At 74.1% G+C, this 26,325-nt stretch carries 24 protein-coding genes; 13 read left to right on the top strand and 11 right to left on the bottom strand.

Features of this window, described 5'->3' with window-relative positions:
- The first annotated feature begins 43 nt into the window (after nucleotides 1-43).
- The 4 genes from AC5L3C_RS33100 (at nucleotide 44) to AC5L3C_RS33085 (ending at nucleotide 4,689) form a co-directional block, all read left to right on the top strand.
- The gene (locus tag AC5L3C_RS33100) at nucleotides 44-1,885 is read left to right on the top strand and encodes an ABC transporter ATP-binding protein (protein WP_493652804.1); all 1,842 of its coding nucleotides are present in this window, start codon (nucleotides 44-46) and stop codon (nucleotides 1,883-1,885) included.
- Entirely contained in the window at nucleotides 1,882-3,663 is a 1,782-nt protein-coding gene (locus AC5L3C_RS33095; RefSeq protein WP_493652803.1) for an ABC transporter ATP-binding protein, read from the top strand. Before AC5L3C_RS33100 ends, AC5L3C_RS33095 begins: the two co-directional genes overlap by 4 nt.
- 249 nt (nucleotides 3,664-3,912) lie before the next feature.
- Complete coding sequence (locus tag AC5L3C_RS33090; protein WP_493652802.1) at nucleotides 3,913-4,383, top strand: DUF5709 domain-containing protein; 471 nt, start codon at nucleotides 3,913-3,915, stop codon at nucleotides 4,381-4,383.
- 51 nt (nucleotides 4,384-4,434) lie between these two features.
- Entirely contained in the window at nucleotides 4,435-4,689 is a 255-nt protein-coding gene (locus tag AC5L3C_RS33085; protein WP_493652801.1) for a type B 50S ribosomal protein L31, read from the top strand.
- Nucleotides 4,690-4,709: 20 nt separating this feature from the next.
- Here AC5L3C_RS33085 and AC5L3C_RS33080 read toward each other — a convergent pair whose 3' ends face one another.
- Nucleotides 4,710-5,504, bottom strand: a complete 795-nt coding sequence (locus tag AC5L3C_RS33080; RefSeq protein WP_493652800.1) for a metal-dependent hydrolase — start codon at nucleotides 5,502-5,504, stop codon at nucleotides 4,710-4,712.
- 115 nt (nucleotides 5,505-5,619) lie between these two features.
- Here AC5L3C_RS33080 and AC5L3C_RS33075 point away from each other — a divergent pair, with 115 nt between their 5' ends.
- On the top strand, nucleotides 5,620-8,163 hold the full coding sequence (locus AC5L3C_RS33075; RefSeq protein ID WP_493654121.1) for a DEAD/DEAH box helicase: 2,544 nt from the start codon (nucleotides 5,620-5,622) through the stop codon (nucleotides 8,161-8,163).
- Between the two features lie 19 nt (nucleotides 8,164-8,182).
- A complete protein-coding gene (locus tag AC5L3C_RS33070; protein WP_125508731.1) occupies nucleotides 8,183-9,049 on the top strand; it encodes an acyl-CoA thioesterase in 867 nt (288 codons plus the stop codon).
- 1 nt (nucleotide 9,050) lies between these two features.
- Here the strand turns inward: AC5L3C_RS33070 and AC5L3C_RS33065 are convergent, their stop codons facing one another.
- Together AC5L3C_RS33065 and AC5L3C_RS33060 are read right to left on the bottom strand one after the other, a co-directional pair.
- Complete coding sequence (locus AC5L3C_RS33065) at nucleotides 9,051-9,977, bottom strand: DUF6397 family protein (protein WP_493652799.1); 927 nt, start codon at nucleotides 9,975-9,977, stop codon at nucleotides 9,051-9,053.
- Nucleotides 9,978-10,103: 126 nt separating this feature from the next.
- Entirely contained in the window at nucleotides 10,104-10,511 is a 408-nt protein-coding gene (locus AC5L3C_RS33060) for a roadblock/LC7 domain-containing protein (RefSeq protein ID WP_493652798.1), read from the bottom strand.
- A 120-nt stretch (nucleotides 10,512-10,631) separates the two neighbouring features.
- Here AC5L3C_RS33060 and AC5L3C_RS33055 point away from each other — a divergent pair, with 120 nt between their 5' ends.
- Nucleotides 10,632-11,060 (top strand): PPOX class F420-dependent oxidoreductase, encoded by a 429-nt coding sequence (locus AC5L3C_RS33055; protein WP_493652797.1) that lies wholly within the window; start codon nucleotides 10,632-10,634, stop codon nucleotides 11,058-11,060.
- Between the two features lie 31 nt (nucleotides 11,061-11,091).
- On the opposite strand, the gene AC5L3C_RS33050 is transcribed toward AC5L3C_RS33055, so the two are convergent.
- The 5 genes from AC5L3C_RS33050 to AC5L3C_RS33030 all read right to left on the bottom strand — a co-directional run bounded on the left by AC5L3C_RS33050 (nucleotide 11,092) and on the right by AC5L3C_RS33030 (nucleotide 16,369).
- The gene (locus AC5L3C_RS33050; protein WP_493652796.1) at nucleotides 11,092-11,709 is read right to left on the bottom strand and encodes a GTP-binding protein; all 618 of its coding nucleotides are present in this window, start codon (nucleotides 11,707-11,709) and stop codon (nucleotides 11,092-11,094) included.
- Nucleotides 11,710-11,809: 100 nt separating this feature from the next.
- Nucleotides 11,810-12,220: a DUF742 domain-containing protein gene (locus AC5L3C_RS33045; protein ID WP_493652795.1), complete on the bottom strand. Its 411-nt coding sequence runs from the start codon at nucleotides 12,218-12,220 to the stop codon at nucleotides 11,810-11,812.
- Between the two features lie 22 nt (nucleotides 12,221-12,242).
- Complete coding sequence (locus tag AC5L3C_RS33040) at nucleotides 12,243-12,680, bottom strand: roadblock/LC7 domain-containing protein (protein ID WP_125508721.1); 438 nt, start codon at nucleotides 12,678-12,680, stop codon at nucleotides 12,243-12,245.
- A complete protein-coding gene (locus AC5L3C_RS33035) occupies nucleotides 12,677-15,532 on the bottom strand; it encodes a sensor histidine kinase (RefSeq protein ID WP_493652794.1) in 2,856 nt (951 codons plus the stop codon). Before AC5L3C_RS33035 ends, AC5L3C_RS33040 begins: the two co-directional genes overlap by 4 nt.
- Before the next feature lie 63 nt (nucleotides 15,533-15,595).
- Nucleotides 15,596-16,369 carry an MHYT domain-containing protein gene (locus AC5L3C_RS33030; protein WP_493652793.1) on the bottom strand — a complete coding sequence of 258 codons (774 nt, stop codon included), beginning with the start codon at nucleotides 16,367-16,369 and terminating at the stop codon, nucleotides 15,596-15,598.
- Between the two features lie 149 nt (nucleotides 16,370-16,518).
- Here AC5L3C_RS33030 and AC5L3C_RS33025 point away from each other — a divergent pair, with 149 nt between their 5' ends.
- On the top strand, nucleotides 16,519-17,118 hold the full coding sequence (locus AC5L3C_RS33025) for a class I SAM-dependent methyltransferase (protein WP_493652792.1): 600 nt from the start codon (nucleotides 16,519-16,521) through the stop codon (nucleotides 17,116-17,118).
- 23 nt (nucleotides 17,119-17,141) lie between these two features.
- On the opposite strand, the gene AC5L3C_RS33020 is transcribed toward AC5L3C_RS33025, so the two are convergent.
- Nucleotides 17,142-18,023 (bottom strand): oxygenase MpaB family protein, encoded by an 882-nt coding sequence (locus tag AC5L3C_RS33020; protein ID WP_493652791.1) that lies wholly within the window; start codon nucleotides 18,021-18,023, stop codon nucleotides 17,142-17,144.
- A 134-nt stretch (nucleotides 18,024-18,157) separates the two neighbouring features.
- Between AC5L3C_RS33020 and AC5L3C_RS33015 the strand changes: the two genes are divergently transcribed.
- The 3 genes from AC5L3C_RS33015 to AC5L3C_RS33005 all read left to right on the top strand — a co-directional run bounded on the left by AC5L3C_RS33015 (nucleotide 18,158) and on the right by AC5L3C_RS33005 (nucleotide 21,019).
- On the top strand, nucleotides 18,158-18,421 hold the full coding sequence (locus AC5L3C_RS33015; RefSeq protein WP_493652790.1) for a hypothetical protein: 264 nt from the start codon (nucleotides 18,158-18,160) through the stop codon (nucleotides 18,419-18,421).
- A 137-nt stretch (nucleotides 18,422-18,558) separates the two neighbouring features.
- Nucleotides 18,559-19,461, top strand: a complete 903-nt coding sequence (locus AC5L3C_RS33010) for a hypothetical protein (RefSeq protein ID WP_493652789.1) — start codon at nucleotides 18,559-18,561, stop codon at nucleotides 19,459-19,461.
- Nucleotides 19,462-19,642: 181 nt separating this feature from the next.
- Complete coding sequence (locus AC5L3C_RS33005; RefSeq protein ID WP_493652788.1) at nucleotides 19,643-21,019, top strand: tannase/feruloyl esterase family alpha/beta hydrolase; 1,377 nt, start codon at nucleotides 19,643-19,645, stop codon at nucleotides 21,017-21,019.
- Between the two features lie 15 nt (nucleotides 21,020-21,034).
- Here the strand turns inward: AC5L3C_RS33005 and AC5L3C_RS33000 are convergent, their stop codons facing one another.
- Nucleotides 21,035-21,217: a tail-anchor membrane protein gene (locus tag AC5L3C_RS33000; RefSeq protein WP_125508706.1), complete on the bottom strand. Its 183-nt coding sequence runs from the start codon at nucleotides 21,215-21,217 to the stop codon at nucleotides 21,035-21,037.
- Nucleotides 21,218-21,491: 274 nt separating this feature from the next.
- Here AC5L3C_RS33000 and AC5L3C_RS32995 point away from each other — a divergent pair, with 274 nt between their 5' ends.
- Nucleotides 21,492-24,359 (top strand): SCO1167/SCO6262 family helicase, encoded by a 2,868-nt coding sequence (locus AC5L3C_RS32995; protein WP_493654119.1) that lies wholly within the window; start codon nucleotides 21,492-21,494, stop codon nucleotides 24,357-24,359.
- Nucleotides 24,356-25,636 carry an SWF or SNF family helicase gene (locus AC5L3C_RS32990; RefSeq protein WP_493652787.1) on the top strand — a complete coding sequence of 427 codons (1,281 nt, stop codon included), beginning with the start codon at nucleotides 24,356-24,358 and terminating at the stop codon, nucleotides 25,634-25,636. Before AC5L3C_RS32995 ends, AC5L3C_RS32990 begins: the two co-directional genes overlap by 4 nt.
- Nucleotides 25,637-25,656: 20 nt before the next feature.
- Here the strand turns inward: AC5L3C_RS32990 and AC5L3C_RS32985 are convergent, their stop codons facing one another.
- Nucleotides 25,657-26,148, bottom strand: coding sequence for a hypothetical protein (locus AC5L3C_RS32985; RefSeq protein ID WP_493652786.1), 492 nt, complete (start codon nucleotides 26,146-26,148; stop codon nucleotides 25,657-25,659).
- Nucleotides 26,149-26,325 lie beyond the last annotated feature (177 nt).

The raw sequence follows: 26,325 nt of genomic DNA, 5'->3' as shown, positions 1-26,325 counted from the left end.
CCCGCTTCCTTCCGCCGCCCTCTGACCGAGCCGCTGGGACGTCATGCAGATCCAAGACCTTCCGTTTCCCGACCCCGGGGTGCCCGACGCGCGTTCGGGGCCCCGCTTCCTGTGGTGGCTCTTCAGAAACCAGCTGTCCGGGCAGCTCAAGGCGCTGGCGTGGGGCCTGCTGCACTTCGCCTCCGTCGCCGCGCTGCCCTTCGGCGTCGGCATCGCCGTGCAGGCCGCGGTCGACGGCTCCGGCGGCCGGCTCGCCCTGGCCGGAGGGCTGATGGCGCTGGCCGGAGCCGGCATCGCGGTCGGTGACACCTTCCTGCACCGTGCCGCCGTCACCAACTGGATCACCGCCGCCGCCCGGGTACAGCAGCTCCTGGGGCGCAAGGCCGCGACCCTGGGCTCGGCGCTGACCCGCCGGGTCGCCGCCGGAGAGGTGGTGGCCGTCTCCACGGGTGACGTGGAGAAGATCGGCTGGTTCGTGGAGGCCCTGTCGCGGTTCACCGCGGCCGCGGTCGCCGTCGTGCTGGTCTGCGTCGGCCTGCTCATGTACGAGCCGGCGCTCGGAGTCGTCGTCGCCGCGGGCCTGCCGGTGCTGGCGATGGCCGTGCTGCCGCTGTTGCCCCGGGCCACCCGGCGGGCGGACGAGCAGCGCGAGAAGGCCGGACGGGCCACCGAACTCGCCTCCGACACCGTCGCCGGTCTGCGCGTGCTGCGCGGCATCGGCGGCGAGGACCTCTTCCTCGACCGCTACCGCACCGCCTCCCAGGAGGTCCGGCACGCCGCCGTGCGCAGTGCGCGGATGTGGTCGCTGATCGCCGCGATCCAGGTCCTGCTGCCGGGGCTGCTGCTGATCACGGTGGTCTGGTACGGCGTCCATCTGGCCCGCGACGGCCGCATCGCCGTCGGTGACCTGATCACCGTCTACAGCTCGGTCATGCTGCTCACCTACCCGATCCGGCACTTCGAGGAGATCGCCATGGCGTACTCCTTCTCGCGCCCCTCGGCCAAGCGGGCCGCGCGCGTGCTGGCGCTGGAACGGGCCACCGACACCGCCGGTTCGCGGGCCGCCGGGATGCCGGCCGGTGACCTGTACGACCCGGCGACCGGTCTGCTCGCCCCCGCCGGCCGGCTCACCGCCGTGGTCTGCGGTGACCCCGACGCGGCGGGGCGGCTGGCCGAGCGGCTCGGCGGGCACGCCCCGGAGCGGGGCGCCTCGGTGCTGCTCGGCGGGGTGCCGCTGGACGAGCTGCCGCTGGACTCCGCCCGGGAGGCCGTGCTGGTGCAGGACAAGGATCCGGTGCTCCTCTCCGGCACCCTGCGCGAGCTGTTCGACGTGCCCGCCTCAGGAGCGGTCGAGCCGCGCGACGCGCTGGAGGCCGCGGAGTGCGCCGACGTGCTGGCGGCGCTCGTGGAGGGCCCGTCGGCCGCCGGGGGCCCGATGGACGCCCGGATCACCGAGCGCGGCCGGTCCCTGTCGGGCGGGCAACGCCAGCGGCTCGCGCTGGCCCGGTCACTGGTGACGGACCCGGAGGCGCTCGTCCTGGACGAGCCGACCTCGGCCGTGGACGCGCACACCGAGGCCCGGATCGCCCAGGGCGTGCGCGCGCTGCGGGCGGGCCGCACCACCGTGGTGTTCACCTCGTCCCCGCTGCTGCTGGACCGGGCGGACCGGGTGGTGTTCCTGCACGGCGACACCGTGGCCGCCGTGGGCACCCATCGCGAACTCGTGCGCACCGAACCGCGGTACCGGGCCGTGGTGACCCGCGAACCCGGAGACGCGGCCGCACCGGCCGACGGCCCGGCGGCGGACGGCGTACTGCACGGACTGGACAAGCTGGACAAGCTCGACGAGCTGGATGAGCTGGAAGAGATCGAGGAGACGGCATGATCGGCGTGGCGCCACCGGAACACGACCCGGCGGCCCCGACCGCGGCGACCACCCTCCCCGTGGGCGCGCCCGCGACCGTGCGCGGCTACGTACGGGAGTTGCTGCGCCGGCACCGCACGGCCTTCCTGCTGCTGATCACCGTGAACACGGTCGCCGTGATCGCCTCCATGGTGGGTCCCTATCTGCTGGGCGGACTGGTGGAACGGGTTTCGGACCGGGAGCGGGAGCTGCACCTGGGACTCACGGCGGGGCTGTTCCTGTGCGCCCTGGCCGTCCAGGCGGTGTTCGTCCGCCAGGTCCGGCTGCGCGGAGCGATGCTCGGTGAGCGGATGCTGGCCGATCTGCGGGAGGACTTCCTGGTGCGGTCGGTGGGACTGCCGCCGGGCGTGCTGGAGCGGGCGGGCACCGGTGATCTGCTGTCGCGGATCACGACCGACATCGACCGGCTCGGCAACGCGATGCGCGAGGCCGTGCCCCAGCTGGCCATCGGTGTGGTGTGGGCGGCGCTGCTGCTGGGCGGACTGGTCGTCACCGCGCCGGAGCTGGCACCGGCCGTGCTGGTCGCCGTGCCGGTGCTGGTGGCCGGATGCCGCTGGTACTTCCGCCGGGCGCCGGCGGCCTACCGCTCGGAGGCGGCCGGGTACGCCGCCGTGGCCGCCGCCCTCGCGGAGACCGTGGACGCGGGGCGGACCGTGGAGGCGCACCGCCTGGGTCCGCGCCGCGTGGCGCTGACCGACCAGCGGGTCAGGGAGTGGACGGCCTGGGAGCGCTACACCCTGTGGCTGCGCTCGGTGCTCTTCCCCGTCGTCAACATCACCCATGTGACCGTGCTCGGCTCGGTGCTGATGATCGGCGGGGTGTTCGTCCTCCAGGGCTGGATCGGGGTGGGCCAGCTGACCACGGGCGCGCTCATCGCGCAGATGCTCGTCGACCCGGTGGGACTGATCCTGCGCTGGTACGACGAGCTGCAGGTGGCGCAGGTGTCGCTGGCCCGGCTGGTCGGGGTCCGGGACATCGAGCCCGACGCCGGGGACACCGGCCTGACCCCCGAGGGGCGCCGGGTGCACGCGGACCGGGTGCACTTCGGCTACCGCCAGGGGGTGGACGTGCTGCGCGAGGTGTCCCTCGAGGTCGCCCCCGGCACCCGGCTGGCGCTGGTCGGTCCGTCGGGCGCGGGCAAGTCCACGCTGGGCCGGCTGCTCGCCGGGATCTATGCGCCCCGGGACGGCCGGGTCACCCTCGGGGACGCCGAGCTGTCGCGGATGACCGCCGAGCGGGTCCGCGCGCACGTGGCGCTGGTCAATCAGGAGCACCACGTCTTCGTGGGCTCCCTGCGCGACAATCTGCGGCTCGCCCGGACGAACGCCGGGGACGCGGAGCTGTGGGCGGCGCTCGGCGCGGTGGACGCGGACGGCTGGGCGCGTGCGCTCGACGAGGGCCTCGACACCGAGGTCGGCTCGGGCGGGTTCGCGCTCACCCCGGCGCAGGCCCAGCAGATCGCGCTGGCCCGGCTGGTGCTCGCCGATCCGCACACGCTGGTACTGGACGAGGCGACCTCGCTGCTCGACCCGCGTGCGGCACGTCATCTGGAGCGATCCCTGGCCCGGGTGCTGGACGGCCGGACGGTCGTCGCCATCGCCCACCGGCTGCACACCGCCCACGACGCGGACGTCATCGCCGTCGTCGAGAACGGCCGCATCAGCGAGCTGGGCAGCCACGACGAACTGGTCGCCGCGGACGGCGCCTACGCGGCGCTGTGGCGGTCCTGGCACGGGTGAACCCGCGCCGCCGTGCGGCCCGCGTCCGTTCCCGCCGTCCGTCGACGCGGCGGGGACCGGCCCACACCGGCCGCACGGGGCGTGGCGTTGCGCGTTGGGGAGCTCCGGTGGAAGGCTGGAGTCAGGCACCGGCTCGGGGAGCGCCCGGACCCTGAGGGACCGGGGGACGGGTGGCGCCGGCGCCCCGTGCAGACGGCCCGGCGCGGGCAGCGGCGGGAACGGGCCCGGCCCCACCCTCTGGAGGTAGCCGTGAACAGCGCCGACGGTTGGGGAGACGACGTCTACCAGCCCGACGCGTCCGAGATCCAGGACGATGCCGGACTGCTCGACGCCGAGGACACCCTGGAGAACGACGGCGTCTCCGATCCCCTCGACCGGGGCTGGTCCCCTCCGGAGCGGCCCTGGGCCGTGGAGCACTACGGTGTGACGGCCGCCGAGCGTCATGAGGGCGAGACACTGGACCAGCGGCTCGCCGAGGAGGTGCCCGACACCGTCTCGCCCGACGGCGACGGAATCGGGGATTCCTCGGGCACCGACGGGGAACTCCTGGACAACGAGGTCGGCGGCGAGCGCTCCGGCCGGCTCGTGGCCCCCGACGAAGGGGCGCACGAGGACGAGGAGGAGGCGCTGGTGGCCATGGACGTCGGCATCGACGGAGCGGCCGCGTCCGCCGAGGAGGCCGCCGTGCACATCGTCGACGAGGACACCCTGCCCGGCTGAGCCCGCCACTCCCCCGCCGCGGGGCGGGCCCGAGTCGCCCGAGGAGCATTCATGCAGCAGGACAAGCACCCCGACTACCACCCCGTGGTCTTCCGCGACCGTGCCGCCGGGTACGCCTTCTTCACCCGGTCGACCGCGACCAGCGGGCAGACCATCGAGTGGGACGACGGCGAGACCTACCCGGTGGTGGACGTGGAGATCTCCTCGGAGAGCCACCCGTTCTACACGGGCAAGGCCCGGACCGTGGACACGGAGGGCCGGGTGGCCCGCTTCGAGCGCCGGTACGGCGGTGAGGACGCAGGCTGATTCCTCCGGGGGCCCGGCCGTCAGATCACGTTGAGCGCCGCCGCGCAGCCGACCCCGCCCAGCAGCATGAACGCGGGCATCAGCACCTTCAGCTCCACCCAGCTGCCCGCCCGGAACCGCATGGCCTTCGGCGGGCCGACCGGGTACCAGCGCTTGCGCCCCACGGGTATCGGCCACAGGATCGGGCAGCCGGAGACGGTCAGCGCGTCCCCGATGTCGTGCACCAGCGCGCCCAGCACGATCGGCAGGCCCAGCCACAGGTACTCCTGGCCCGGCTCGGTGAACAGCCAGTCGGAGCCGTTGCCCGGCTGGTCCAGGATGCCGGCGATGATCCAGGCGCTGGTCGCCGCCAGCAGCCACACCAGGACGTCGCTGCTGGAGCCGCGGGTCGCCCGCCACAGCAGGCCCTCGATGGCCAGCACCATGTGCGCGAAGAGGATGGCCAGCACCGCCCAGCGGCCGCCCGTGATCGCGAGGACCGAGGTGCCGCCGCCGATCAGGACGGCCCACAGCCAGGTGTGGGTGAGGGTGCGGTGCCCGCCCGAGCGGCGCGGGTCGCCCTGCTTCCTGGTGGCCTTGTAGACGGTGTAGGAGAGCTTGTCGACGATCTCGCACAGCCAGCGGGAGAGCGGTCCGAACGCCCGGGATATCGTGGCCGCCTTGTGGTCCAGGTCCGGGGCGAGCGCGGCGCCGGCGCAGATCAGCGCGCCGGCCAGGAGCACCGGCCAGGGCATCGGGTGCCCGGCCGCGGCCGTCGCCGCACCGACCCCGAGCCAGGCCGCGGCACCCGACAGTGAGTGTGCTGGTCCCATCATCGCCGTTGCCCGCCCCATTCCTCGTTCGCCGCCCGCAGGTTGACCGGGTGCGTCGGCACCCCGCCGGCGACACAGCGTAGCGGTCGCGATCTTCGGGCCCGTAACCGATTCCCGCATCGGGCGGGCGGGCAGGCAAGATGGGGGAGTGACCCTCATCGATCAGCTCCCGCCGACCGCCGACCCCGACGCCCTGTACGAAGCCTTCGAGTCGTGGGCGCAGGAACGGGGGCTCACGCTCTATCCCCACCAGGAGGAGGCGCTGATCGAGGTGGTGTCCGGCGCGAACGTGATCGTGTCGACGCCCACCGGTTCCGGCAAGAGCATGATCGCCGCGGGTGCCCACTTCGCCGCCCTGGCGCGCGACGAGGTCACCTTCTACACCGCGCCGATCAAGGCGCTGGTGTCGGAGAAGTTCTTCGAGCTGTGCAAGATCTTCGGCACGGAGAACGTCGGCATGCTCACCGGCGACGCGTCCGTGAACGCGGACGCCCCGGTCATCTGCTGCACCGCGGAGGTGCTGGCGTCGATCGCGCTGCGCGACGGCAGGAACGCCGACGTGGGACAGGTCGTGATGGACGAGTTCCACTTCTACGCGGAGGGGGACCGCGGCTGGGCCTGGCAGATTCCCCTGCTGGAGCTGCCGCAGGCGCAGTTCGTGCTGATGTCGGCGACCCTCGGCGACGTCTCCTTCTTCGAGAAGGACCTCACCCGGCGCACCGGCCGCCCCACCGCGGTGGTCCGCTCGGCGACCCGGCCCGTGCCGCTGTCCTACGAGTACCGCTACACGCCGCTGACCGAGACGCTCACCGATCTGCTGGCGGCGCGCCAGGCGCCGGTGTACATCGTGCACTTCACCCAGGCGCAGGCGGTGGAGCGGGCGCAGGCGCTGATGAGCATCAACATGTGCACGCGCGAGGAGAAGGACCGGATCGCCGATCTCATCGGCAACTTCCGCTTCACCACCAGGTTCGGCCGGAATCTGTCCCGGTACGTCCGGCACGGCATCGGTGTGCACCACGCGGGCATGCTGCCCAAGTACCGGCGGCTGGTGGAGAAGCTCGCGCAGGCGGGCCTGCTGAAGGTCATCTGCGGTACGGACACCCTCGGCGTAGGCGTCAACGTGCCCATTCGCACGGTGCTGTTCACCGCCCTGACCAAGTACGACGGCAATCGCGTACGCACCCTGCGGGCCCGTGAGTTCCACCAGATCGCGGGCCGGGCCGGCCGGGCCGGCTTCGACACCGAGGGCTTCGTGGTGGCGCAGGCCCCGGAGCATGTGATCGAGAACGAGAAGGCGCTGGCGAAGGCCGGCGACGATCCGAAGAAGCGCCGCAAGGTGGTGCGCAAGAAGGCGCCGGAGGGTTTCGTCGCCTGGAGCGAGCAGACCTTCGACAAGCTGATCGCGTCCGAGCCGGAGCCGCTGACCTCCCGCTTCCGGGTGACCCACACGATGCTGCTGTCGGTGATCGCCCGGCCGGGCAACGCCTTCGAGGCGATGCGGCGGCTCCTGGAGGACAACCACGAACCGCGCCGGCAGCAGTTGCGGCACATCCGGCGGGCGATCGCCATCTACCGCTCGCTGCTCGACGGCGGCATCGTCGAGAAGCTCGACCGGCCGGATGCCGAGGGCCGCATCGTCCGCCTCACCGTGGACCTCCAGCACGACTTCGCGCTGAACCAGCCGCTGTCCACGTTCGCCCTGGCCGCGTTCGAGCTGCTGGACCCCGAGTCGCCGTCGTACGCGCTGGACATGGTGTCCGTGGTGGAGTCCACCCTGGACGATCCGCGCCAGATCCTCGCCGCCCAGCAGAACAAGGCGCGCGGCGAGGCGGTCGCCGCAATGAAGGCCGACGGGGTGGAGTACGAGGAGCGCATGGAGCGCCTCCAGGACGTCACCTACCCCAAGCCGCTGGAGGAACTGCTCTTCCAGGCGTACAACACCTACCGCCGGAGCCATCCCTGGGTCGGCGACCACCCGCTGTCGCCGAAGTCCGTGGTCCGGGACATGTACGAGCGGGCGCTGTCCTTCACGGAGCTGGTGTCCCACTACGAGCTGGCGCGCACGGAGGGCATCGTGCTGCGCTACCTCGCGGGCGCCTACAAGGCGCTGGAGCACACCGTGCCCGACGACCTGAAGTCCGAGGATCTGGAGGATCTGATCGCCTGGCTGGGCGAGATGGTGCGCCAGGTCGACTCGAGCCTGCTGGACGAGTGGGAGCAACTGGCGAATCCGGAGGAGATGACCGCCGAGGAGGCCCAGGAGAAGGCGGACCAGGTCAAGCCGGTCACGGCCAATGCGCGGGCCTTCCGTGTCCTGGTCCGCAACGCCATGTTCCGCCGGGTCGAACTCGCCGCCCTGGACCAGGTGGCGGAGCTGGGCGAGCTGGACGCCGAGTCGGGCTGGGACGCCGACGCCTGGGGCGAGGCGATGGACGCGTACTGGGACGAGTACGAGGAGCTGGGCACCGGCCCGGACGCCCGCGGTCCGAAGCTGCTGCTGATCGAGGAGGAGCCGGAGAACGCGCTGTGGCGGGTCCGGCAGATCTTCGACGACCCGAACGGCGACCACGACTGGGGCATCAGTGCCGAGGTCGACCTCACCGCCTCCGACGCGGAGGGGCGCGCGGTCGTGCGTGTCACCGATGTCGGCCAGTTGTGACCACAGGAGGATGCCGCCCATGACGAGCCCGGCCGAGAGCCTCGTCGCCCTGCTCGACCTGGAGCGGATCGAGGTCGACATCTTCCGTGGCCGCAGCCCGCAGGAGTCGTTGCAGCGGGTGTTCGGCGGCCAGGTGGCCGGCCAGGCGCTGGTCGCCGCGGGCCGCACCACGGAGGGCGACCGTCCCGTGCACTCGCTGCACGCGTACTTCCTGCGCCCCGGCAGGCCCGGGGTCCCGATCGTGTACCAGGTCGAACGGGTGCGGGACGGCCGGTCGTTCACCACCCGGCGGGTCACCGCGGTGCAGCAGGGCCGCACGATCTTCAATCTCACCGCCTCCTTCCACAAGCCTGAACAGGGGGATTTCGAGCATCAGCTGCCGCCGGCCCGCAAGGTTCCGGACCCGGAGTCGCTGCCGACGGTCACCGACGAGATCCGTGAGCATCTGGGCGCGCTCCCGGAGCAGTTGGAGCGGATGGCGCGCCGCCAGCCCTTCGACATCCGCTATGTGGACCGGCTGCGCTGGAATCCCGAGGACGTCGAGGGCGCCGAGCCGCGCAGCGCGGTGTGGATGCGGGCGGTCGGTCCGCTCGGTGACGATCCGCTGGTACACACCTGCGCGCTCACCTACGCCAGCGACATGACCCTGCTGGACGCGGTACGGATCCCGGTGGAGCCGCTGTGGGGTCCGCGCGGCTTCGACATGGCGTCGCTGGACCACGCCATGTGGTTCCACCGCCCGTTCCGGGCGGACGAGTGGTTCCTGTACGACCAGGAGTCGCCGATCGCCACGGGCGGACGGGGCCTGGCCCGGGGGCGGATCTACGACCTGGAGGGCCGGATGCTGGTGTCCGTCGTGCAGGAAGGTCTGTTCCGGGCGCTGTAGGTCAGGTGCTCCTGCGGCGCCATCGGCCGAGCAGGCGACGGGACGTCCCGCGCGCCGGTTCCCCGGCCGGGGGCGTGCGTGGGGCCGGGCCGGGGCGGCGATGGGCGGGCCGGGGTGCCGGCCGGTGGTCCCTCGCCTGTCGTGTCAGCCGGGTCAGATCGGCCTGCAGCCAGGCGATCTCATCGGGTTCCTGTGCCGTCATGAGCTCCTCGGCGATGTGGGCCGCCGGGGAGCCGGGGGCTCCGTGGGACGGCGGCTGCCGGCGGAGCGTGTTCAGCAGGGACCGCTCGTAGGGGTCCTTGACGACCTGTGACACATGGAGCGGGTCGAGCAGGGAGGCCACGGCTGCGGCCCGCGCCCAGGGGTGGTCCGCCTGGCGGAGCAGGTGTCCCAGGTGGCGGGCGCGCCAGTTGCGGGGACGCAGGTCGAGGCCGTCGTCGAGCAGGCTCCTGAGGTTCTCCGGTGTGCGTCCCGTCAGCAGCGGCGCGTTCTTGTCGTCGGCCGCGAACAGCGTGAGTTCCTCGGCCGGATAGAGCCAGACCACGGCGCGGTAGCGGTTCGGGTAGAAGCGCACCGGCACCAGGAGCCCCAGCCGTGCCAGGCGGGTGAACCGGGCCTTCGGCACCTCCATGAGGGCCGCGCCCTCGGTGGTGCCCACGGCCTGGACGCTGCGGCGCAGGCCCTCGGGGAACCCCGGCCCGGCACGGAGCCGCTCGATCTCCGCCCGGGCGACCCGTCGGCCGCCGCCGTCGTCACGGGCGGCGCTGATCCGGCCGAGGTGCACGGCGAGGTCGAACTCGGTGCGCTTGAGACCGAGTTCGCGCGCCGCGCACCCCGGCGTGACCCAGCTGCCGCGGTCGTCCGCGGGCTGCTCGGCGATGGCGCCGGCGGTCGCGTTCTCGGGCGTGCGGATGTGCTGTCCGGGCATGCTCGTCTCCCCCGTGGAGTGTGGACGGTGGGCGCCGGGTGCGCCCGCTCGGAAAAACCGTAGCCGCTCCGTCACGCTCCGTGGCGAGCCTGTGGATAACTCCGAAAGGAGAGACAGAAGACCAGGTCAGCGCTCTGCCCCGGGTTCCGGCCGGCGGGCGTCCACGTCCAGATGCTCACCGACCCGGTTGACCAGCAGGGTCATCTCGTACGCGATGTGGCCGATGTCGGCCTCGGCGCCGCTGAGCACGCAGAGGCAGCTGCCGGTGCCCGCCGCGGTGACGAAGAGCACCGCGTCGTCGAACTCGATCATGGTCTGCCGCACTCCGCCCGCGCCGAAGTGCCGTCCGGATCCCTTGGCGAGACTGTGCAGGCCGGAGGAGACGGCGGCGAGATGCTCCGCGTCCTCGCGGCGCAGCCCCGTGCTCGCGCCCGTCACCAGTCCGTCGTTGGACAGGACGAGCGCGTGCCGCACATGTTCGACGCGTTGGGTCAGGTCGTCCAGCAGCCAGTCGAGTCCCTGGTTCTGCCCCATGTCGTGGATCTCCCCCTGCTCTTTCCCCGTGGTCTGCCCCGTGTTCCGTCCCCTCCCGGCAGGAGGGTCCCCGCGCCAGCCTTCCCCACGACCGGGCCCCGGGCAAGCAGGATGGAGGCCATGGGACACAAGATGACCGAGGAAGAGTGGCGGGAGTTCGTCTCGTCCGGCACCCGCACGGCCAAGCTCGCCACCGTCCGGGCCGACGGCAGCCCGCATGTGGCGCCGATCTGGTTCCTCCTTGAAGGGAACGAGGTGATCTTCAACACGGGTGCGGCGACCGTGAAAGGACGCAACCTGGCCCGTGACGCACGGGTCGCGCTCTGCGTGGACGACGACCGCCCGCCGTTCTCCTTCGTGATGCTGCGGGGCCGTGCACGGCTCTCCGAGGACCCGGACGAGCTGCGGTACTGGGCCACCCGGATCGGCGCGCGGTACATGGGCGAGGACCGCGCCGAGGAGTTCGGGGCGCGCAATGCCGTACCGGGTGAACTCGTCGTCCGCGTCACGGTCGACAAGGTCGTGGCGGAGGCGGACCTCGCGGACTGACCTCCCCGGCCGCGCCGCGGCCGGGGGCACGTCATCCCACCGAGTCGAGCAGCCGGGCGGTGTGCATCCGCCCGGCGTACTCGACGAGCCGGATCAGCACTTCCTTCCCCGAGTCGCGCTCGCGCGCGTCGCACAGCACGACAGGCGTGCCGGCGTCCAGGTCGAGCGCGCGGCAGACGTTGCGCGCGTCGTGGCGCCGGGCTCCCGGGAAGCAGTTGACGGCGACCACGAACGGGATCCGCCGGTGCTCGAAGTAGTCCACCGCCGGGAAGCAGTCCTCCAGGCGCCGGGTGTCCGCGAGGACCACCGCGCCCAGGGCGCCCTGCGCCAGTTCGTCCCACAGGAACCAGAAGCGGTCCTGGCCCGGTGTGCCGAACAGGTACAGGGACAGCCCGGAGCGGATGGTGATCCGGCCGAAGTCCATGGCGACGGTCGTCGTCGTCTTCTGGTCCACCCCGTCGGTGTCGTCCACCGACTGGCCGGCCTCGCTCAGCAGTTCCTCGGTGCGCAGCGGACGGATCTCGCTGACCGCTCCCACGAGGGTGGTCTTCCCCACGCCGAATCCGCCGGCGACGAGTATCTTCAGCGCCAGCGCGGACGTTTCGCCGCCGGGTGCGTCCACGTGTTCGTCGACGTGTTCAGGGACCATCGATCACTTCTCTCTGGAGTGCCGGCCGCCGGTCGGCAGGGGCGGGGTGTGCCGCGGACCCGGGTGAGCGCCGCCGCGCGGCACGGGTGCGATGTCGCTCCTACAGCGCCCGCAGGCCCGCGATCACCTCGCGGAGGATGCGCTCGTCGGGCAGGCGCGCAGGGGGTACGGGGCGGCTGACGGTGACGCAGCCGCGTTCCAGCAGATCGCCGAGGAGGACCCGGACCACGCCGACGGGCAGATCGGTTCCGGCGGCGAGTTCGGCGACCGACTGTGTCTCCGGACGGCACAGGTCGATCAGCGCGCGGTGCTCGGGGCCGAGGTCCGGGTCGTGCGTCTCGGGTGCGGAGGGGTCCAGGGTGACCAGGGCGATCAGGTCGAACCGGACCCCGCTGGGACCGGACCTGGTGCGTCCTCCGGTCATCGCGTACGGCCGGACCAGGGGCCCGGCCTCGTGGTCGTACCACTGGCTGCCCCGCTCGCGCGGGACGCCCGTCGTGTCCTCGGTCATCTGCTCGGACCGTTTCCTCGTCTCATCCGGCGGCCGGCGGCCGCGCGGCGGCGCGCGGCGCGGTGCGCAGGTGCTCGCCGACGCGCTTGACCAGCCGCGCCATCTCGTAGGCCACCAGGCCGATGTCCGCGGTCACGGCCGTCAGCAGGGCGAGGCAGGAGCCGTCTCCCGCGGCGGCGACGAACAGGAAGCCGTCGTCCATCTCAACCATCGTCTGGCGGACTCCCCCGGCTCCGAAGTGCCGGCCGGCGCCCTTGGCGAGGCTGTGGAAGCCGGAGGCGACCGCCGCGAGGTGTTCGGCGTCCTCGCGTCCGAGGCCCTCGGAGGCGCCCACGGCGAGTCCGTCGTTGGACAGCACCACGGCGTGCCGCAGGCCGGCGACGCGGAGGACCATGTCGTCGAGCAGCCAGTCGAGTTCGCCGGATCGCCGGCGGGCCCTGGTGCGCGGTTGCTGGATCATGCGGGGTCTCCTTCGGTGCTGGGGCCGGCCGGGCCGGGAACGGCGCCGGGGCCGGGGGGCCTGCCGCCCCCGCGCGTCCAGCCGTCGCGATAGGCCGCCATGCGGTCCCGTACGAGTTCGGGGGTGCGGTCGTCGGCGCCGTCGTGCCGCGACGCGGACGCGGGCGCTTCGTCCTGGCGGCCCTCGCGCAGTTGGGGCGCGAGGCTGGCCTGGCGCACCCGGCGTGGGAGGTCGTCGGAGCCGGCGGGCTCCTCCTCCGGGCGGTGCAGTCGCAAGGGGGCGGCTCCCGGGAGCCGGTTCGCGGAGGTGTTCCGCGGGGTGCGGGTACGGCCGTCCGCCGGGCCGGTGCGCCATGCGGCCCGGTCCGCGCCGCCGTCCACCGCGTCAGTGGGCCATGCGGCCCGGTCCGTGCCACCGTCCGCCACGTCAGTGGGCCATGCCGCACGGTCCGCGCCGCCGTCCGCCCCGCCGGTACCGGTGCCCGCCCCGGCGGAGCCACCCCCGTCCGCGCCACCGGCCCACGCCGCCCGGACCCTGCCGCCGCCCGCCCCGCCGGTACCGGTGCCCGCCCCGGCGGAGCCACCCCCGTCCGCGCCACCGGCCCACGCCGCCCGGACCCTGCCGCCGCCCGCCCCCGCGAGGTCGCCGCCGTCCGCGCCGTCGGTCCGCTCCGCCCCGGCCGTGCCGGTGCCCGGTCCGGCTGGAGTGCCGTCGGCCGGGGCGGCGACCGGAGCGACCAGGGCGCGCCGGTCGTCCGGTGCGGGGACGGCGCCGGGCACGCGGGCGGCGGCGTGTTCCGCCGGACCCGTGTCGTCGAGCAGCGCGGTGGGCAGCAGCATCACCGCGGTGGTGCCGCCGTACGGGGAGGTCCGCAGGTGCACCTTGATGGCGTGCCGCGCGGCGAGTCTGCTCACCACGAACAGGCCGAGCCGGTCGCTGTCGAACAGGTCGAGCGCCTCGGACTCGGTGATGCGCCGGTTGGCCTCGGCGAGAGTCTCCTGGCCCATGCCCAGCCCCCGGTCCTCGACCTCGACGGCGTAGCCGTTGCCGACGGGTTCGCCGGTGACGCGGACGCGCGTGTGGGGCGGCGAGAACTGGGCCGCGTTCTCGATGATCTCGGCGAGAAGGTGGGTGAGGTCGGCGACCGCCGTGCCCACGACGGACGTTTCGGAGAGCTGCCGCACCTCCACGCGGGCGTAGTCCTCGACCTCGGAGACGGCGGCGCGCACGACGTCGGTCAGCGGGACCGGCATGCGCCAGGCGCGGCCGGGTGCCGCTCCGGACAGGATGATCAGGCTCTCCGCGTGGCGCCGCATCCGCGTGGTGAGGTGGTCGAGGCGGAAGAGATCGCTCAGTTCGCCGGGGTCGTCGGAGCGGCGCTCCATGCTGTCCAGCAGGGTGAGTTGCCGGTGGACGAGGATCTGGCTGCGGCGGGCCAGGTTGACGAAGACGCCGGAGATCCCGCCGGCCAGTTCCGCGCGCTCCACGGCGGCCCGCAGTGCGGCGCGGTGCACCGTGCCGAGGGCCTCGGCGACCTGGCCGGTCTCGTCCTGCGCCCGCGGCCCGGACGGCGCCTCCGCGGCGATGTCGATCTCTCCGCCCGAGCGCAGCTTCCGCATGGCCTCGGGGAGTTTGCGGTGGGCGATCTCCAGGGCCTCGTCGCGCAGGCCGGTCAGTTCGACGACGAGGCCCCGTCCGATGCGCACCGAGATGACGAGCGAGGCGGTGACGGCGGCGAGCCCGAGGAGCACCGCGGCGCCGGCCGGGCCGAGCAGTCCGCGGGTGACCGGGTCGGCCCGGTCGGCGACACGGTTCGCGGCTTCGGCGCCGATGGCGCGCATCGCGTCCCGCACGTGGGTGTGCGCCGCGTTCCACGTGTCGCGCGGGGCGGCCTGGACGGCACGGCTGCCGGGGGCGGCGGCGAGCACCTTGTCCTCGGCGGTGTGCAGGCTCGCGTGGTCCGGGCCGGTGGCGAGGTCGTTCCAGGCGGCGCGTGCGGGGCCGCGCAGGTCGGGGACGGCGGAACCGGTGAGGGTGCGGCGCAGTTCCACGGCTCCGGTGAACAGGCGCAGTCGCTCCCCGTTGAGGCCGCCGTCGAGCCGGGCACTGGTCAGGAGCGTGTCCTCCCGGGCCAGTGCCTCCTGCGCGCGGGCGAACTCGAGCAGCACGCGCGCGTCGGCGCCGAGTTCGGCGTCCTGGATGCCGGTGAGGGCGCCGCCGACGCCGAACCCTTCGGTGATGGCGGCGGTGTACCTGCCGTAGGTGTCCTCCCAGTCGGCGCGGCCCGCCCGGACCGCTGTCCGCAGCGGGCGCAGGCGGTCGGTCGCGGCGATGAAGGCGTCCAGCCGGTCGGCCACCGCGCGGGGCAGTTCCTCGCCGTCGGCGACGGTGCCGTGCTCGCCGAGCCGCAGTCGCGCGACGGCCCGGTCGGTGACGCGGGCGAGCCGCGTCAGCTCGTCGGTCCCCGCCGCCGACGGGTCCGTCGCGCGGCTCACGACGGCGGCGCGTTCCGCCTGCAGGGCGGTGACGGCGGCAAAGACCGGGGCGCGGACCGCGGTGTCCACGCGCTGGGCCTGGCGCAGCCGGGAGATGTCCTGGGCGGTGGTCACGGTGGCGTACGCCCACAGGGCGAGCAGGGAGACGACCGGGACCATCAGCAGGCAGATGACCTTGGCGCGTACGGTGCGGGGTCCCTTGAGCCCCCGTCGCGCGGGCCCGGCGGGCGGGACCGGGCCGTCCCGGAGGTCCGGGCCTTCGTCGGCCGGTGGTCCCGCGTGGGCGCGCCGGCCGCGGGCGGGAGGCGGGGACGATGCCCCGGCGGGGGCTGTCGGGGTCCTCCGGGATGTGCGCATGGACTCCTCGCTCGGGAGGGTGGCGTGGGGCGGGCCGGCCGGGCGCCGGCGCCGCGGGGCGGGTCAGTGGGCGGTGTGCTCGGCCGGCCGCCGGGCCGGGGCGGGGGCCTCGCGCTCCCCGCCGGAGGGCGACAGCGCCACGAAGGCCGAGGTGATGAAGAGGTAGGACCCGAGTCCTACGGCGAGCGGGAAGATGAACTGCATCGCCGTGGCCCCGTCCAGTGGCGCGCCGGACGGTGTGACGCGCACGCTCACCGCGAGCATCCCCGTGTAGTGCATGCTGCTGACGGCCGCGCCCATGATGAGGGAGGCCACGGTGACCGCGAGGGGCGAGCGGATGTGGAGCGCCGCCCACAGGGCCGCGGTGGCGGCGACGACGGCGATGAGGACGGACAGGCCGACGAGCACCGGGTCGTAACTCACCTCGCCGTGCAGCCGCACCGCCGCCATGCCCAGGTAGTGCATGCTCGCGACGCCGAGGCCGGTGGTGAGCCCGCCGAGCAGCAGGGCCGGGACGCGGTCGCGGCTGCGGCCGACGGCGAACACGCCGGCGCAGACGACGGCCATGGCGACGAGCAGGCTGACCAGCGTGAGCGGTACGTCGTAGCGGATGCCGGTGCCGCTGACGCCGAAACCGAGCATCGCCACGAAGTGCATGGTCCAGATGCCGGTGCCGATCGCGGAGGCGGCGGTGAGCAGCCAGTTGCGGCGTGCGCGGCCGGTGGTGGCGAGCGCGCGGACGGTGCAGCGCAGTCCGAGGGCGGCGCCGGTGCAGGCCATCACGTACGACAGCACGGGCGTGAGCCATCCCAGGGTGGCGTGGTCCAGGTGTCCCATGGCCCCGGGACGCTAGGGGGCGCAAGCGCGCGAAGGGGGCGCGTTTCGAAAGCGGTTGTAATCTGACGCTGCGGTGCACCGGAACGACCGCGTCCCGCCCGAACGTGCGCACTGCGTGTCGCTCGTCCCGGTGAGGGATCATGCGGAGCATGAGCGATGACCACACACACGTCCAGGAGTTCTTCACCGCGCGGGCGGCGGACTGGGACCGGCGCTTCCCCGACGACGGCCCCGCCTATGCCGCGGCGGTCGCCGAGATCGGTCTGCGGGAGGGCGGCCGGGTGCTCGACGCGGGTTGCGGCACGGGGCGGGCGCTCCCTTGGCTGCGCGCGGCGGTGGGCCCGTCGGGTGTGGTGGTGGGCGTGGATCTGACCGCGGCGATGCTGCGGGAGGCGGCGCGGGCCGGACGGGACCGAGACGGGGCGCTGCTGCTGGCCGATGCCGCCGCGCTGCCGCTGCGGGCGTCCTCGCTGGACGCGGTGTTCGCGGCGGGGCTGGTCGCGCATCTGCCGGACCCGGCCGGGACGCTGCGGGAGATCGCGCGGGTGGTGCGGCCCGGCGGTGTGCTGGCCTTGTTCCATCCGATCGGCCGTGCGGCGCTCGCCGCGCGTCAGGGCCGCACGCTCACCCCGGACGACCTCCGCGCGGAGCCGAACCTGCGGGCGCTGCTGGCCGGTTCGGGCTGGCGCATGACGTCGTACATCGATGAGGACGACCGCTTCCTGGCGCTGGCCGCGCGGGCGGACTGAACACCATGGCGGACGCCGGCGGTTCAGTCCGGGCGCCGCACCGGGCACCCCCTCAGCCCCGGTACGGGGTGGGTGCCCAGGTCGGCGAGGCGGTAGCCGTCCGGGTAGCTTCTGATCTCCCGGTTCTGCCGGGCGAAGTGCGGGGCTCTGCGCGGCGGCAGCAGCCGGACGGCACGGCCCCGCAGCCGCAGGGCGCGGCGCACCCACGCGCGCGTGGCGGCGCTCGGCGGGGTGTAGCGGAAGGCGCGCAGCAGGGGTTCGTCGAGCAGGGCGAGCGTGGCGGTGCGCAGCACCGGGGCGAGCGGGCGGGGGTACCAGGAGGCCATGAGGCCCAGGGTGGCGTCCGAGACCCGGCGCGCGCCTTCGTCCCAGCCGAAGTGGGCCTCCTCGTAGGCATCGAGACAGCTCTCGAACTCCTCGTAGGACCGGGGGACGTCCTTGATGCCCATGTGCCTGCCGAGGGCTTGGTAGTGAACCGTGCCGGCGACGATCTCGTGCTGCGACAGCCGGCGCCATCCGTAGGCGTCGATCCACCGCCGGGGGATCACGACGAACGTGCACAGGACGTAGCGCATGTCGTCGTCGGGGATGTCGTAGGAGCGGTGCATCCGGTTGATGCGGCGCACCGCCGTCCGGGCCTGCGCGCTGCCGAAGCCGTGCTCGACGATGGCGTCGAGGAGCAGCACGGTGTCGTCGTAGCGTTTCTGGGTCCGGTCGGTGAGCTCCGCCGTCTCGGCGAGCAGCCGGCCGATCCGGGGCACGGCGTAGGTGCGGTACAGCGCCAGTTCCAGGGCCCGGGTGTAGTCCCAGGGGAACTCGTAGGCCGAGCTCAGCCGGTAGATCTCCGTGGCCTGCCGGTACGGATCCATCCGCCGGATGTGTTCCAGCCGTTCGTAACGTCGCACCGTGCGCCCCCTTACTGTCACCGACGCCGCAACTCTACGTTGAGCAGCGGGACACGCACGGTCGGTGAGGTCGATTCGGGCACAGGGGAAGGGCGGGCGCCATGTGGCGGACGGTTCGTGGCATCGGAAGCAGGATGACCGGCGGTCGGCGCGCGGAGGAACGCCCCGGGCGCAAGCAGCGTCCGCACAACCTGTTCGAAGCCGCGGCGGCGTACGTCGCGGCCCGCGCGGAGGACGATCAGGAACGGATGGACGAGGTGGCGGGCTGGGTGTCGCCGGAAGCGCTGTCGTTCGGGGTGAACGAGCTGGCGTGCCGCGCGGTCGTCGCGCTCGCCCGGGAACGGGGCGAGTCCCCGGGGACGGTCACGCGGGCGCTGCTGGGGCTGCCCGCCGCCTGACCGGCCGGCCCGCGCGTGGCCGTTTCGCCCCGTCCGGCCGGAAACCTGCAGGTCCGGGCGCGGGTACGGGGCCGTGACAAGGGGGTCGGGGTCGGCATATGGTGCGCGCCGATGGACGATCCGATGGGGAGGCTGGGATGGCCGGGACGGACGAGCAAGCCGTCGCCGCCGACGACGACGCGCTCTATGTGCTGACGGCGGCGCTGCTGACGCCGGCGAAGTTCCCGAGCGTGCTGGGCGACGACTATCCGGAGGCGTGCGCGGCGCTCGGCCTTCCTCCCGTCGCCGACGGATACGGGCTGGTGCTCGGCCAGGACGGCGAGGGCGCCCGGTGGACCGTCGTCATCGACGACGTCTCGCTGGTCGCCGTCGCGATCGCGTCCTGGGACTGCGGCATGGAGCACGATCTGTCGCCGGACGAGCGCACGGTCGTCGCCGCGCTGCCCGGCTGGCCGCTGGCGGTCGCCGTCGCGGCGCCCAACGTGCCCGCACCGCACGACCCCGCCCCCGATGTCGCGGACGGGCCCGCGCTGCGGCCTCCGGACGCCGAGGTGTGGGGGCCGGCCCAGCGCCGGCTGGGAGCCGACGAGATCGCGCTCCAGTGGGCGACCTGGCGGGAGCAGGTCGACGACGCGGCGTTCCCGGCACCGGGCGGCCCGGCGGAGGAGGCGGAGCGCCCCGGGGCGCCGGCGGAGGGCAACGCGGAGGGCCCGGACGGCGCGGCGGCCGGCCGGAAGGACGGGGAAGACGGCGGGGGCGCGCCGCGAGGCGGTCACGCCGGGATCCGCCGTGTTCTGGCGGAGGCGCGCGCCTATGTCGACTCGCCGCCGCCGCTCGGCCGGGTCCGTTCGTCCTTCGCGCCGGGCGGCGCCCGTACGCTGCGCGCCGACGGGCCCGGCTGGTCGCTGGTCGCCCGGACAGACGACATCGCGTTCGTCCTGCTGGACGACGAACCCGGCGAAGTGCTGCCGGTGGGCCGGGGGCCGGAGCTGCCGGGCCTGCTCGAAGCACTCGACCAGATGGCGGTACGACCCCTCTGATCGGGCGCCGCCTTCGGCAGGAGTGCGGGTGAGGGGCATTAGCGTGTGCTGCGACCCCACGTGCGGGTGCCGTTCCGTATGGCGCCAACCCATCGATGACGGCGAGGTCGGGCCCTCACCATGGGGCGGTTCGTGATCAACCCTTGCCCCTCTTCCGCTGCCCGTCCTTCCGGAGGCCGTCATGCGCCCGTCCCGTGGCGTTCCGCTGCTCGCCACCGTCCTTGCCGCCGCCGCACTCTCCGCCCCGACTCCGGCCGGAGCGGCCGATGACGGTCACTGCGCCCGCCAGGAGCGGGTGCGGGTGCCCGGCGCGGCCCATCAGCGCAGCGCATGTCTGACCGATCTGACCACCGCGGGTCTGGCCGGCACCGCCTACACCGACATGGCCGACCAGACGGGACTGACCGCCGCGGGTACCCGGTCGCCGTCCGGTGTGCCCGGGGTGCAGGTGGACGGCTACTTCCCGGACACCTCCCGCTTCAACAACACCCACGGCTGGGCGCACGACGCGCAGTTCGTGATCCGGCTGCCCGACCGCTGGAACGGCGGGCTGGTGGTCACCGGCGCGCCCGGCAACCGCAAGCAGTACGCGACCGACAAGGCGATCTCCGACGAGGTGCTGGCGCGCGGGTACGCCTACGCGTCGACCGACAAGGGCAACAGCGGGGTCGACTTCTACCGTGACGGCAAGCGGCCCGGTGACGCCGTCGCCGAGTGGAACGAGCGGACCACGCAGCTCACCCGGGCCGCCCGGCGCGCCGTGGCCCAGCGCTACGGGCACGCCCCGCGCCGCACGTACATCACCGGGGTCTCCAACGGGGGTTACCTCACGCGCTGGCAGTTGGAGAACCACCCGGAGCTGTACGACGGCGGGGTGGACTGGGAGGGCACCCTGTGGGCGGAGACCGGACGCCATCCGCTGCTCTCCCTGCCCGTGGCGGTGGCCAGGATGTACGGCAGGGCCACCGACGAGGACATGTACGCGGCGGGCTTCGCGCGGGGGTCGGAGTTCCTGTGGCCGTACCACGAACGGGCCTATTGGGGCGTCACCCAGAAGATCTACCGCGCGGAGTTCGACCCGGTCTACGACCCGGCCTGCCCCGGTTCCTCCGCGGGGTCGACGCCGGAGCAGATCCTGGCGCCGTGCCCCTCCGACGCCGCCTACGACTACGCCTCCCGTCCCGCGTCCGTGCACCGTGCCGTGCGGCAGGTGGCACTCACCGGGCGGATCGGCAAACCGATGATCACCCTGCACGGCGATCTGGACGCGCTGCTGCCCAAGGCCGTCGACTCCGACGTGTACGACGGCATGGTCGAGGCGAGCGGGCGCGGGTCGATGCACCGCTACTACACGGTGCAGGGCGGCACGCACGTCGACGGCCTGTACGACTCCCATCCCGACCGGCTCCGTCCCATCCTGCCCTGCTACCACTCGGCGTTCGACGCCCTGGTCGCGTGGGTGGAGCGCGGAGCCGCGCCGCCCGCGGACCGGACGATCGCCAGGCCCGCGGACGGTGACGTGGTCAACTCCTGTGCACTCGGCGGTGACGAGGTGTGACGCGCAGGCGCCGCCTCAGCGGCCCAGCTCCTTGCGCGAGACGCGGCGCAGCCGGCGCCGCTGTGCGGGGTCCAGGGCGAGGTACGCGGCGGCCGGGACTCCCAGAATGATCAGCAGGGCGGCCCACCAGGGCAGCCATATGAGCAGGATGAGACCGGCCGCCACACCCCCCGCGGCGATCTTGGCATTCCTTGACATGAGCGTCGCCTCCTTCGCGGCCACTGCCGCTCTCTGTCGTGAAAACGGGCCCGCACCGTCGGCAGTTCCGGACCACGACCCTGAGACCTCCCTGAGGTGCGCCCCTAAGGTCCCGAGTGCCCGTGCGGAGTCCTCTCCCGCAGAGGACTCCCCGCGGGCCCTTTCATGGTGACCCTGATCACAGCACATCTACACCCGGTCGACGGTATTCCTGCTGTACTCTCGGCGGCTCCGGTCTCACTAGTCAAGTTTGAGGAATGCTGTCATAGCTGCGCTGACGACTCCCCCGGCCGCCATCTCCGCGCCCTCCGGGCCGGGCCTCTGCCCCGCCGTCTTCGTCCCCGGCGAACCCGCCCGCGCCGGTCGCATCGCCTTCTGGCGGCCCGACGGTTCCGCGCTCCCGCCCATGGCCGGGGCGGCGGACGGGCGGCTGACCGTCGCCGTTCCCGGCGATCACGGTGTCGAGGCGGTGACCGTCCCCGCCGTGCTGCTGCCGGTCGGGCCGGCGCTGCCGGTCCTCACGCGGGCGCGTGCCGCGGGCGAAGGCCACCGGGCCACCGTGTTCTGGGGCGCCGCGGCCCTGCACGCCCTGCACCTGGTGGCACGCGGGCTGCTGCTGCCCGGCCTGTCCCCCGCCGACCACGACGCCTGGCGTGTCGGCCCGCTGGACGCGCAGGACACCGAGGCGATCCGCCGACTCGCCGCGGCGATGCCGCCGGAGGCGCACGCCGTGCCGGTGAATGCCGCAGGAGCGCCTCGTCTGGCCGAGCCCGAACACCTGCTGCGCGCGTTCCTCGACGCGGTCGCCGACACCCTCCCCCGCTCCCCGGCCGCCCGCCTCGTGACCGGCACGGCGGCCTTCGCGGCACCGGAGCCGCAGCGGCTGCCCGAGCTGCGGACCTGGGCCGCCGACGTCGCGGCGGGGCACGACGCGGGCGTCCGGCTGTCGCTGCGGATCGAGGTGCGCGGGATGGCGGACGGGGCTCAGGAGGTGCCCGACGGCGCGGACGTGTCGTTCCGGGCCGTGCTGCAGATGCACGGGGTGGGCGATCCCGCCCTCGTCGCGGACGCCACCGCCGTGTGGGCGGGCGGCCCGGGCACCGTCTTCGGCCCCCGCGCGCGGATGGACGCGCTGCTGGCGCTGCGCCGCGCGGCGCGGGCCTGGGCGCCGCTGACGCCCCTGCTGTCGGCGTCCGTGCCGGACGCGGTCGACCTGGTCGAGGAGGAGATCACCGAGCTCCTCGGCGAGGGCGGCCGGGCGCTCGCGGCCGCGGGCGTCGACGTGCACTGGCCCAAGGGCATGGTCCGCGGACTCACCACCCGCGCGGAGGTGGGTCCCGCCGACGACCGGCCGGAGCCCGGACGGGCCGGCGCCGTGGAGGGCCCGTCGTTCCTGTCCGCCGACGCGCTGCTCGCCTTCGACTGGTCGTTCGCCGTGGGCGACCACCGCCTCACGCGCGAGGAACTGGACCGGCTGGCCGGGCAGAACCGGCCCCTGGTGCGGCTGCGCGACCAATGGGTCCTGATCGATCCCCGGGAACTGGCCCGCGCCCGTGCGCGGCAGGACCGCAGGATCGGCCCCGTCGACGCGCTCGGCGCGGCGCTGACGGGCTCCGTGGAGGTCGACGGCGGCCGCGTCGAGGTACGGCCCACCGGGTGGCTGGCGGAGCTGCGGGACCGGCTCGCGGACCCCGAGGCCCAGGAACCCGTCGAACAGCCCGCCGGTCTCGATGCCACGCTGCGGGACTACCAGCGGCGCGGACTGAACTGGCTGGCCCGGATGACCTCGCTGGGCCTGGGCTGCTGTCTCGCCGACGACATGGGTCTGGGCAAGACGGTCACCCTGATCGCGCTGCATCTGCACCGCCGGAAGGACGCCGCGTCGGCGGGCCCCACCCTCGTCGTGTGCCCGACCTCGCTGATGGCCAACTGGCAGCGGGAGATCGAACGGTTCGCGCCCGGCACTCCGGTGCGCCGTTTCCACGGCGCGCGGCGCGCGCTGGACGGTCTCGCCGACGGCGAGTTCGTGCTCACCACGTACGGCACCATGCGACGGGACGCCGCGCGGCTGGCGGAGGTCGCGTGGGGCATGGTCGTCGCCGACGAGGCCCAGCACGTGAAGAATCCCTACGCGTCGACGGCCCGCGCGCTGCGCTCCATCGGGGCACGCGCGCGCGTGGCGCTCACCGGCACGCCGGTGGAGAACAACCTGTCCGAGCTGTGGGCGATCCTCGACTGGACGACCCCCGGGCTGCTGGGCCGGCTCGGCACGTTCCGCACGCGGTACGCGGACGCCGTCGAGGGCGGCCAGGACCCGGCCGCCGCCGACCGGCTGGCCCGGCTGGTGCGGCCGTTCCTGCTGCGCCGCCGCAAGTCGGACCCGGGCATCGCACCCGAACTCCCGCCGAAGACGGAGACCGACCACGCCGTCTCGCTCACCCCGGAGCAGACGGCGCTGTACGAGGCGGTGGTGCGGGAGTCGCTCGCCGAGATCTCCGGCGCCGGCAGCATGGCGCGGCGCGGCCTGATCGTGAAGCTGCTGACCGGCCTGAAGCAGATCTGCAACCACCCGGCACAGTTCCTCAAGGAGGAGCGGCCGGTGGTCGCCGGACGGTCCGGGAAGCTGGAGCTGCTGGACGAACTCCTCGACACGGTCCTCCCCGGACAGTCCGGTGTCCTGGTGTTCACGCAGTACGTGCGGATGGCCCGGCTCCTTGAACGGCATCTGGCCGCGCGGGGCGTCGCGGCGCAGTTCCTGCACGGCGGCACACCGGTCGCCGAACGCGAGGCGATGGTGCGGAGGTTCCAGGACGGCGAGGTCCCGGTGTTCCTGCTGTCGCTGAAGGCGGCGGGCACGGGGCTGAACCTCACCCGCGCGGAGCACGTCGTGCACTACGACCGCTGGTGGAACCCCGCCGTCGAGGCCCAGGCAACGGACCGCGCGTACCGCATCGGGCAGACCCGGCCCGTGCAGGTGCACCGGATCATCGCCGAAGGGACGATCGAGGACCGCATCGCCGCCCTCCTGGTGCGCAAGAAGGAGCTGGCCGACGCGGTGCTCGGCTCCGGCGAGGCGGCGCTCACCGAACTGACGGACGCCGAGCTGGCGGAGCTGGTCGAGCTGCGAGGGGGACTGGGATGAACGCGTACGACGGTGACGGGGCCGGCGCGGAGCGTACGTTCGCCGCGCTGCCGGCCGCGCGGGGCCGGGCCTTCGCGCAGACCTGGTGGGGCCGGGCCTGGCTGACGGCGCTGGAGGGCACGGCGCTGGACGCCGGGCAGCTCAAGGCGGGCCGCGGGCTCGCCCGCGCGGGAGCGGTCGGCGCGGTGACGGTGCGGCCCGGCCGCATCACGGCGGTCGTCCAGGACCGGGACCGCACGGCGCACCGCGCGGACGTCCTGCTGCAGGAGCTGACCGGGGACCAGTGGGACCGGTTCCTCGCGATGACCCTCGAGCGGGCCGGTCATGTCGCGGCGCTGCTCGACCGCGAGATGCCCACCCATCTCGTCGAGGACGCGGAGCTGGCCGGGGTGGACCTGCTGCCGGGGCTGGGCGATCTGGAGCCGGAGTGCGACTGCGGCGCCTGGGACCACTGCGGTCACACGGCGGCGCTGTGCTACCAGCTGGCCCGGCTGCTGGACCAGGACCCGTTCGTCCTGCTGCTGATGCGGGGCAGGAGCGAGGCCGCTGTGCTGGAGGCGCTCCAGAGGTGCGGCGAGGAATCCGCGGGGCGGCCGCCCGCGCGGGGCGCGGAGGGCGTGGACGCGGCCGAGGCGTACGCGGCCGGGGGCATCCTGCCCCCGCTGCCCGGCGCTCCCGCCCTTCCCGCGCAGCCGGGAGTGCCGCCCTCGCTGGACACGGAGACCGTGCCGGCGGGCGGTGTCGACGCGTCCGCGCTGGAGTTCCTGGCCTCCCGTACCGCGGCGCGGGCCCACCGCCTGCTGGCGGAGGCGCTGCGGGGCGGACAGGGGGCCCATGAGGTGGAAGAGCCCTCGATGGCCTCGGTGGCAAGGGACGCGGTGCGGCTGGCGGCGGGAGAACCCGGCCGCGCGGTGGCCGACCGGCTCGCCGAGGGGTCGGGACACGGCCGGGAGGGGCTGGCGCTGGCGGTACGGGCCTGGCGGCAGGGCGGTCCCGCGGCGCTTGAGGTGTTCGACGAGGAGTGGACGGTGCGGGGCGAGCGCCTCGCACGCGCGCGTGCGGCCCTGGAAGCGGCCTGGGACGCGGACGAACGCCCGTCGCTGCGGTCCCGGGCCAACCGCTGGACGGCCGTCGGCGCGCCGGTGCAGCTGCGGCTGGGCCGCGACGGCCGCTGGTGGCCGTACCGCAAGGAGCGCGGCCGCTGGGTCCCGGCGGGCGGCCCCGCCCAGGACCCTGCGACCGCGCTGGCGTCGGCGGAGCGTGCCGCGGAGGGGTGAGGGCCCGCCGGCTGCCGGGTTCAGGGCAGGTCGGCCTGTCCCAGGGACGGGAGCAGTGACTCCAGGCCGCTGGGAAGGTCGCTGGGCAGCAGCCCGCTCGGCAGTTCGGTGGGAAAGCCCGAGGGCAACTCGGTCGGGAAGCCGGACGGCAGTTCGGTCGGGAAGCCGGACGGCAGCAGGTCGCTGGGGATGCCGGAGGGCAGCTCGGTGGGGAAGCCGCCGGTCTCCGTCGGGCTCCCGGTGGGCTCCCGGTCCGGCGCGTCGTCGTCCCCGGTGGCCAGGAACACGATGAGGGCCACCGCCACGACGGCCACGACCACGGCGAGCACCACCAGCACGAGCCTGCGGCCACCGGGGCCCTGGCCCGGGCCGCCGCCGTGGTCCCCGGGCGGCGGCCCGGGTGGCGGCGGGGGTGCGCTCCCGTACGAGGGCGGCCCGAAGCCGCCGCCCGGGGGCGGTGTGTCGTCCGGCGGGCCGGGCGGCTGCTGAGGCGGTACGGGGGGCGTGGCCATGAGCACCATGGTCCCCGCGGACACGGTGCCCGCGCGAGGGCGACGCGCAGAAGTCGGCAGGCGGCCAGGGCACGCGGGCACGGGCGGACACGCACCGCACGCGGGGGCAGACGACGCGCACAGCGGGCGCACGGCCACCCGGCCGAACACACCCGGCGCCCCCGGCCCACACCACAC

This window comes from Streptomyces speibonae (assembly GCF_984686075.1).
Note: the sequence above shows the minus strand (reverse complement) of the source record. Positions and strands in the feature narration are given on the sequence as shown.